At 41.9% G+C, this 1943-nt stretch carries 2 protein-coding genes and 1 pseudogene; all 3 read right to left on the bottom strand.

The window, feature by feature from the left end:
- Positions 1–37 precede the first annotated feature (37 nt).
- The gene (locus ACNF42_RS08585; RefSeq protein WP_443340357.1) at positions 38–334 is read right to left on the bottom strand and encodes a hypothetical protein; all 297 of its coding nucleotides are present in this window, start codon (positions 332–334) and stop codon (positions 38–40) included.
- 192 nt (positions 335–526) lie between these two features.
- Positions 527–1330 carry a transposase gene (locus tag ACNF42_RS08580; protein ID WP_443340355.1) on the bottom strand — a complete coding sequence of 268 codons (804 nt, stop codon included), beginning with the start codon at positions 1328–1330 and terminating at the stop codon, positions 527–529.
- A gap of 254 nt (positions 1331–1584) precedes the next feature.
- Positions 1585–1943: pseudogene (locus ACNF42_RS08575) on the bottom strand (hypothetical protein); the annotation flags it as partial.

Below are 1943 nucleotides of genomic sequence, written 5' to 3'. Positions count from 1 at the left end.
GATAGGTAGGTATCCAATTATTTAATTACCTATCTTTTTAGGTATTTTTGATCACTACATCTATGATCTCCTTCTGTACTGCAGACAGAGCAACCAGTGATTCCCATTTGAATTGACTCTTCTGATCCTCCAGATATACCCTGTAACATGTTCTAATTATGTCCATAGCCTCCGGTCCGGATATTTCCTTCTTCTCCAGTATGTAAGAAAGATAACTGAGTATGGAATATGCGAGATAGCATATCTTCACATGACCCTCGATATGGGACTTCAGCCACACCCTCACAGGCCTCAGATCAAGAATGCCCTTCATCTGCTTGAATGCCCTCTCCACAGAATCCTTGTCTTAGTATTTTCTTACGACATTGTCAATGCCGAGATCCGTATTGTGGAATATGAGGGAATATCCGAGATATTTCGCTATATCTTCATTTGAGGAATGTTCGTAATAATGATCCTTCTTCAGGGATTCCATGGCCGGATTATATACAACAACAAGCCTACCAGAAAGGGAAGGGAAATCGGTCTAGTATACCTTTGTGTTCTTCAGCGACACCATGCGTTTCTTTGTGTATATCTCGTTCCTGTCGATTCCGTCAATGATCCTCTTCAGGTCCGGCGTTTTCTTTAGACCGCTGATCATGGTGAATTTCAGATCCAGCATGGATTTTATTCTCTTTGGATCGGACATTCCCCGATCCATGATAATTGCAGTATAGTCCTTGAGCCAGAGATCCTTTACAATATCGTCCATGATGGATCTGTTGGATACATTGCCCGGGTATATGCGATGGAACAGCGGAAAACCTCTCTTCTCCGTCACAACGAGAGCTATCTGTATAAGCTTCTTTATCCTGCCCTCCTTTCCCTTTCTCGGTCTCGAATCAATGGAATCTCCCGTGAAGTATGTATCTGTGACATCTATTATTACGGATCGTCTATCCTTTTCTATGCCAAGGAATATGGATGCGAGCTTCTCCTCCATGGCCGAGAAATCCATATCGTTTATTTCCTGCAGGGATTCATAAAGATCCTTTGTATCGATACTCTCAATGCCAAGGTATCTCAGTATCTCTGTCTCCTGCAGATATTCAGGCATCCGGTTTATTGCAGGGCGATCAAGAAGCTGTGAATATACCATGACGGATGCATTCATGGGGATCATGGAGTTTATTCCCAGACTGGATGATATCCTGTGAACCATCTCAACGTCCAGTGATCTGCGAACCTCTATTGCTCTTATATCATCAGAAGACACTTTCCGAACCACGGAGCTGTTCATCTCTTTGCCCACGTATCTTATAAATTCCTGTTTTACCTTGCCCTCCACCCTCTTATTGCGAACCTCGGCAAGATAGGTTCAGGATTTTGTCTTGATCCTTCTTATGAATGTCGTAGTATATAGTTCTACACTACACACTATTTACATGTTTCGGTGAAGTCAGTGAATATATGGTTCAGAAGATGTAGTGTATAATTTCAGTCAAAAAGATAGGTAATTAAGTGGATAGACAACTTGTCGATTGTTCTTTAAGATAAGCTTTGTGCACATACGCGTAGTGCCACGAAATGTAAGTAGAGGATTTACTTTCTCCTCCTAATAAGTGCAACTGCAGAACCTATGACTGCAATGACAACAACCACACCTATTATGATGTAGAGTTCTATGTCAGATGTTCCGGAAGACGGAGATTTGCTCGTAGATGTGGAAGTATAAGTTATGGTTACTGGAACACTGCTTCCACTTACCGTTACTGAACCGGATGATGGCGATACTGAATATCCAGATACATTGCTGACTGTGTATGAGTATGTTCCATTGGGTTCTGTGAATGTTATTGTGTCTGTTGTGGATGATTCGGTTGATCCATTAAGAGTTACAGACCATGATGTGCCTGATGGGAGACCGGATTCTGTGAATGTGACTGTATATTTACTGACAG

This window comes from Cuniculiplasma thermophilum (assembly GCF_052315355.1).
Lineage (GTDB): Archaea > Thermoplasmatota > Thermoplasmata > Thermoplasmatales > Thermoplasmataceae > Cuniculiplasma.
Note: the sequence above shows the minus strand (reverse complement) of the source record. Positions and strands in the feature narration are given on the sequence as shown.